This window comes from Cellulomonas olei, assembly GCF_039548315.1.
GTDB lineage: Bacteria > Actinomycetota > Actinomycetes > Actinomycetales > Cellulomonadaceae > Cellulomonas.
In genome coordinates, this window is sequence record NZ_JBCLVN010000057.1 from 21,957 (window position 1) to 28,300 (window position 6,344).

Genomic DNA, 6,344 nt, shown 5'->3' on the forward strand with positions numbered 1-6,344 from the left:
CCCTCCGAGGTGGAGATGTCGTGCGTCAGACGGCGATGCGCTCGCCCGAGCCGGCGTGGAACAGGTGCTGCTCGCCGGTGCGGATGCGGACCCAGATCTTCTCGCCCTTGGCGGGGACCTGGCGCGGGTCGACGCGCACGATGACCTGCGCGTCGCCGGCACCGGAGTGGACGTCGGCCGCGCCGGCCTCGCCGACCAGCGAGCCGTACACGAACGCGTCGGAGCCGAGCTCCTCGACGATGTTCACGACCACCGGCAGCGCGTCCGGCGTGCCCTCGGGGACGACGTCCAGCGACTCCGGGCGGAAGCCGATCGTGATGCTGTTGTTGTCGTCCGAGACCAGGGTGTCGAGCGCGGTGCGCGGCACGGCGATGCCAGCCGAGCCGACCGTGGCGACACCGTCGACGATCGGGAACGTGCCGATGTTCATGGCCGGGGAGCCGATGAAGCCGGCGACGAACACGTTGGCCGGGGTGTCGTACATGTCGCGCGGGGTGCCGACCTGCTGCAGGAGGCCGTCCTTGAGGACCGCGATGCGGTCGCCCATGGTGAGCGCCTCGGTCTGGTCGTGCGTGACGTAGACCGTGGTGACGCCGAGGCGGCGCTGCAGCGAGGCGATCTGGGTGCGCGTCTGGACGCGGAGCTTGGCGTCGAGGTTCGACAGCGGCTCGTCCATGAGGAACACGCGCGGCTGGCGCACGATCGCGCGGCCCATGGCGACGCGCTGGCGCTGACCGCCGGAGAGCGCCTTCGGCTTGCGGTCGAGGTACTGGGTGAGGTCGAGGATCTTGGCGGCCTCCTCGACGCGGGTGCGGATCTCGGCCTTGGGGGTGCCGGCGATCTTGAGCGCGAAGCCCATGTTGTCCGCGACCGTCATGTGCGGGTACAGCGCGTAGTTCTGGAACACCATCGCGATGTCCCGGTCCTTCGGCTGGACGTCGGTGACGTCGCGGTCGCCGATGAGGATGCGACCGGCGTTGACGTCCTCGAGGCCCGCGAGCATGCGGAGCGAGGTCGACTTGCCGCAGCCGGAGGGGCCGACGAGGACGAGGAACTCGCCGTCCTCGATGTGGAGGTCGAGCGCGTCCACCGCGGGGCGCTCGGTGCCCGGGTACACCCGGGTGGCCTTGTCGAACGTGACCGTAGCCATGCGTGATCAGTCCCTTCACCGGCAGGTACGTGCCGGACGATCCGTCGTGAAGAGTGTCAGTGTGTCTTCGCTGACACGGCTCGAGGGAGGTCGGGTGACCCCCCTCGGTCCACGGACATCAAACCACACCCGGGCCCGCCGGTGGGACGTCGGTCACATCCGCCGGGGGTGCCTCAGTTGAGGACCAGCACGTCGTCGGGCCCGAACCCCAGCAGGTCGCCGTGCCAGGCCCAGACGCCCTGCACGGCGTCGGGCAGCCGGGTCGCCCACGCGAGCGCGCCGGTGCCGAGGTCGAACGCCAGCAGGGTGCGCGACGACGCGGCGGGCGGCCGCGCGTCCTGGCCCGCGGCCGGCTCCACGGGTGTCCCGGCCGCGACGACCTCGGTGGTGATCCCGATCGCCAGGACGTGCCGGCCGTCGGTGAGCACGCCGCCGAAGTCGGCGACGACGGGTGCGGCGGTGCGCCACAGCTCCCGGCCGGTGGCCACGTCCACCGCCCACACCGCCTCGCGGTCCTGCCCGTAGAGGGTGCCCTCCAGCAGCACGAGGCCCGAGTCGACCCACAGCGGCCGCGGCAGGGACCAGCGCTGCCGGTCGCCGGCGACGTCGTAGCCGACGAGGTCCCGCCCGTGCTCGCCGTCGGTGACGACCACCTCGACGTCCGGCAGGCTGCCGTCGTCGACGAGCAGCACCGCGGGCGGCCCGGGGAGGGTGGCGACGGTCCGGCCGGCGCCGTCGAGGACGCGCACGGGGACGCCCGGGGCGGTGAGGCGGCCGGTGCGGGTCGCCTGCAGGTACTGCGACCCGGCGCTCTCCACGCGCCCGTCCGCGGCGGACAGCGCCCACGACCCGAGCGCGCCCTGGACCATCACGTGCCCGCGCTCCACGCCGACGGACGGCGGGTAGGTCAGCGCCTCGCGTGTCAGCCCGGCCGGGTCGAGCGGGACGCGGGTGCGCCAGCGCGGCTCGCCGGCCAGCGCGCCCCCCGGCTCCCACGCCGTGACGACGAGCGCCCCGCCGGTCACGGAGGCCAGGGCGTGCACGGAGGCGTCGCCCGCCCAGCCGGACACCGGCGGCACCGGGCGCGAGCCCAGCCGCTCGCCGGTGCGGGCGTCGAACGACACCAGCCGCCCGGCCTCCGGCGGGCCGGCGACGCTGCTGCCGTCGTCGGCCGCGGCCACGGCCAGGGCGGAGCGGTCCAGCACGACGCAGTCCACGACCGCCGCCGGGTCGCCGTCGCCGGCGCACAGCGGGTACTCCGCGCCGAGCCCGGGCATGGCGGGGCCGGCGCCGTCGTCCTCCAGCGAGACGTGCCAGACGGTCTCCCCCTGCGCGTCGACGGCGATCAGCTCGCGGGGGTCGTCCCAGTCGGGCTGCGACGGCCCGACCCGCAGACCTCCCTCGGCGGTGATCCCGCTGAACACCACGGGCGCCACGGCGTCGGGCAGCCGCCGGGTCGCCTCCAGCGCCGGGCCGACGGTGCGCAGCACGCCGTCGACGCGCTGCCGGGCCGCGACCTCGGCCTGCTCGCGCGCGGCGAGGACGGCCTGCGTCCCGACCAGGACGGCCGCGAGACCGACCGGGACCGGCCACCACCGGCGCAGCCGACGACGGCGGCGGGCGAGCCGACGGCTGCGCTCCGCCTCGGAGGCCGGGTCGTCGGGTGCGAGGTCCGCGCCGGTCCCGACGTCGACCAGCTCGACGTCCTGCATGGCGGCGCGGTCGCCCCTCATGGCCGCAACCTACGCCCCGGCGGCGCTCCCCGCCCCGCGGGACCCGGGCGTGCCCGGGGGGTCGTCCGGTGCGCCCGCCACGGCCGCCGCGAGCCCGGACAGCAGCGCCGCGAGCTCCTCGGGGTCCGCGACCCGGAACCGGGCGGCGGTCGCCCCGTCGCCGACCTTCACGGTCACGTCCTGCGGGCCGAGCGCCCGGAACGCGTGCTCGTCCGTGACGTCGTCCCCGGCGAAGACCACCGTGGCGGCGTGCAGCTCGTCGCGCAGGGCCGCGAGCGCGGCGCCCTTGTCGGCGTCGAGCACCGACACCTCGACCACCTTCTTGCCGTGCAGCGTCACGGAGCCGAGGCGCTCGCCGACCGCCAGCGCCTCCGACTCCGCCCGGTCGCCGACCTCGGGGTCCGCCAGGCGGGTGTGCACCGCGACGGCCGCCGGCTTGGTCTCCACCCAGACGCCGTCGCGGCCGCGGGCCACCGCCTGCAGCTCGCCGCCGAGCGCCGCGAGCCGGTCCGCCTGCTCGTCGGTCAGGGCGATGACGTCGCGGTCCAGACCGTGCTCCGTGACGCGGGCCCGCTCCGCGCCGTGGCTGCCGATCAGCACGGTGCCGGGGGGGACCTCGGCGAGCCGGTGCAGGTCGGCCATGGCGCGCCCGGAGACGAGCGCCAGGCGCACCCGTGCGGGGCTGCCGGCCAGGGAGCGCAGGGCGGCCGCGGCCTCGGGCAGCACGCGGGACAGCTCGGGGTCGTCCTGCAGCGGCGCGAGGGTGCCGTCGAAGTCGAGCGCCAGCAGCACGGGCAGGCGCCCGGGGTCGGACACCGCGTCGAGCAGGGCGGTGCGCAGGTCGTCGGTCACGCGGGGTCCTCCTCAGACGTGCTGGTCGCGCACCGGCACGGCCGTCAGCACGGACAGGAACGAGTCCGACCAGTGGGCGACGTCGTTCTCCAGCACCCGGCGCCGCAGCCGCCGCATGCGCTTGCGCGCCTCGCGGGGGTCGATGTTGGCCGCGTGCTGGATGGCGTTCTTCAGGCCGGCGATGTCGTGGGGGTTGACCAGGATGGCCGCCCCGCCGAGCTCGTCGGCGGCGCCGGTGAACTCGCTGAGCACGAGGGCGCCCCGGTCGTCCGAGCGCGCCGCGATGTACTCCTTGGCGACCAGGTTCATGCCGTCGCGCAGCGCGGTCACCAGCATGACGTCCGCCGCGAGGTACAGCGCCGCCATCTCCTCCATCGGGTAGGAGTGGTGCATGTAGTGGATGGCCGGGTGGCCGAGCTCGCCGAACTCGCCGTTGATCCGGCCGACCAGCACCTCGACGTCGTCGCGCAGCTGCTGGTAGGCGCCCACGTTCTCACGGCTCGGGGACGCGACCTGCACGAGGGTGGCGTCCGGGACCGTCATGCGGCCGTCCTCCAGCAGCTCGCCGAACGCCTTGATGCGGTGCCGGATGCCCTTGGTGTAGTCCAGGCGGTCGACGCCGAGCAGCAGCACCTTCGGGTCCCCGAGCTCGGCCCGGATCTCCTTCGCGCGCTGCTGCACCTCCGGCGTGCGGGCGAGCGAGTCGAACGCGCGGGAGTCGATCGAGATGGGGAACGACGCGGCGCGCACGTGGCGCTGCACCCGGCCGTCCTGCCCGGTGAGCGTGATCATCTGGCCGCGGGTGGTCCGGTCGGTCAGCCGGCGCACCGCCCGCACGAAGTTCGCGGCGTCGCCGCCGCGCTGGAAGCCCACGAGGTCGGCGCCCAGCAGGCCCTCGACGACCTGGAGCCGCCAGGGGAGCTGGACGAAGATCTCCAGCGGGGGGAACGGGATGTGGTGGAAGTACCCGATCCGCACGTCCGGGCGCAGCTCCCGGAGGAACGCGGGCACGAGCTGGAGCTGGTAGTCGTGCACCCAGACCGTCGCGCCCTGCGCCGCCTGCGCGGCCGCGGCCTCCGCGAACCGGCGGTTGACCCGCTGGTAGGCGTCCCACCACTGCCGGTGGAACGTCGGCGGCTGGATCACGTCGTGGTACAGCGGCCACAGCGTGTCGTTGGAGAAGCCCTCGTAGTAGTCGCGCAGGTCGTCCTCGGTGAGCTTCACGGGGACCAGGCGCATGTCGTCGGCGTCGAACGGCTCGAGCTCCAGGTCGGCGGAGCCGCCCCAGCCCACCCACGCGCCGTCGGACCGCTGGACCACCGGCTCCAGGGCGGTCACCAGCCCGCCGGGGGAGCGGGTCCAGCTCGGGTTCCCGTCGTCGTCCAGCGTCACGTCCACCGGCAGGCGGTTCGCGACGACGACCAGGTCGTAACCAGCAGATGTCACGGATCCATCAGCTCCTTGGTGTCATCCTGACCCTAACGTGACCTTTGCGGTCCCGCCCGGGAAACGTCGGACGACAGGTCCGGGCCCGGTGGCGTCTCCACCGCCGGCCCCGCGTGCCGACCCCGCGCGCCACCGGGGCGGCGGCTACCGTGCCCGCATGGAGCGCATCGGCCTGGCACCGGGCGCCGAGATCGGCGGGTACACCATTCTCGCGCCGCTCGGCTCCGGCGGCATGGGCACGGTGTACCGGGCGGTGGACGGCGGGGGGACTCCGGTCGCCCTCAAGCTGCTGCACCCGCACATCGGCGCCGACCCGACGTCGCGGGAGCGGCTGCGCCGGGAGGTCCTCGCCCTGCAGCGGCTGCGCCACCCGGGGGTCGCCGCGGTGCTCGACGCGGAGGCCGACTCGACGGAGGCGTTCCTCGTCACCGAGCTGGTGCCCGGCGAGGACCTCAGCGAGCGCGTGCGCCGGCGGGGTCCGCTCGACGCCGCCGCGCTGCACCGGCTGGCCGACGGGCTGCGGGACGCGCTCGCGGCGGTGCACGCCGCCGGGGTGGTGCACCGCGACCTCAAGCCCAGCAACGTCCTGGTCACGCCGGACGGCCCGGTGCTCATCGACTTCGGCATCGCGCAGGCCGTCGACGAGACCCGCGTGACGTCGACGGGGTTCGTCGTCGGCACGCCGGGGTACCTGGCGCCGGAGCTCGTCGACGGCGCCGAGCCGACGCCCGCCACGGACTGGTGGGGCTGGGCGGCCCTGCTCGCGTTCGCCGCCACCGGCCGCGCCCCGTTCGGCACCCGGCCGCTGGAGGCCGTGCTGGTCCGCACCCGCTCCGGCGACGCCGACCTCGCCGGGCTCGGCCCCGTCACCGCCGGCGCGCTGTGGGACGCGCTCGCCGCCGACCCCGCGGACCGCGCGCAGCCGGACGAGGTGGTCGCCGCGCTCGCGGAGGCCGAGCGGCGCGGGGAGCGGTACTCGCCCGAGGCGGCGACCGTCGCGCTCGGCACGGTCGTGCCGTCCCCGCCGCCCGCCGCGACCGCCGCGGGCAGCACGGTGGCCTTCCCGGCCGCGGACGCCACGCCGACCGTCGCGCAGGCGTCGGGGACCGGGCCGGTGCCGCCCGCGGTGCTGCCGGCGACGGGGACCGCCGCGACGGCCGCGT

General features: G+C 75.6%; 5 protein-coding genes. 1 reads left to right on the top strand and 4 read right to left on the bottom strand.

The window, feature by feature from the left end:
- Positions 1-25 precede the first annotated feature (25 nt).
- The 4 genes from AAHH18_RS15395 to AAHH18_RS15410 all read right to left on the bottom strand — a co-directional run bounded on the left by AAHH18_RS15395 (position 26) and on the right by AAHH18_RS15410 (position 5,181).
- The gene (locus AAHH18_RS15395; protein WP_283321575.1) at positions 26-1,150 is read right to left on the bottom strand and encodes an ABC transporter ATP-binding protein; all 1,125 of its coding nucleotides are present in this window, start codon (positions 1,148-1,150) and stop codon (positions 26-28) included.
- A 173-nt stretch (positions 1,151-1,323) separates the two neighbouring features.
- Positions 1,324-2,883: an outer membrane protein assembly factor BamB family protein gene (locus tag AAHH18_RS15400; RefSeq protein WP_343302207.1), complete on the bottom strand. Its 1,560-nt coding sequence runs from the start codon at positions 2,881-2,883 to the stop codon at positions 1,324-1,326.
- A gap of 9 nt (positions 2,884-2,892) precedes the next feature.
- Positions 2,893-3,735: a trehalose-phosphatase gene (gene otsB, locus AAHH18_RS15405; protein ID WP_343302208.1), complete on the bottom strand. Its 843-nt coding sequence runs from the start codon at positions 3,733-3,735 to the stop codon at positions 2,893-2,895.
- 12 nt (positions 3,736-3,747) lie between these two features.
- Positions 3,748-5,181 (bottom strand): alpha,alpha-trehalose-phosphate synthase (UDP-forming), encoded by a 1,434-nt coding sequence (locus AAHH18_RS15410; RefSeq protein WP_343302209.1) that lies wholly within the window; start codon positions 5,179-5,181, stop codon positions 3,748-3,750.
- A gap of 157 nt (positions 5,182-5,338) precedes the next feature.
- On the opposite strand from AAHH18_RS15410, the gene AAHH18_RS15415 reads away from it, so the two are divergent.
- On the top strand, positions 5,339-6,344 hold a 1,006-nt coding region (locus tag AAHH18_RS15415), incomplete at its 3' end, for a serine/threonine-protein kinase (RefSeq protein WP_343302210.1).

Bases quoted from the DNA above. Each gene is read 5' to 3' on its own strand.
- AAHH18_RS15400 (WP_343302207.1), bottom strand. From the start codon at position 2,883: ATGAGGGGCGACCGCGCCGCCATGCAGGACGTCGAGCTGGTCGACGTC.
- AAHH18_RS15395 (WP_283321575.1), bottom strand. From the start codon at position 1,150: ATGGCTACGGTCACGTTCGACAAGGCCACCCGGGTGTACCCGGGCACC.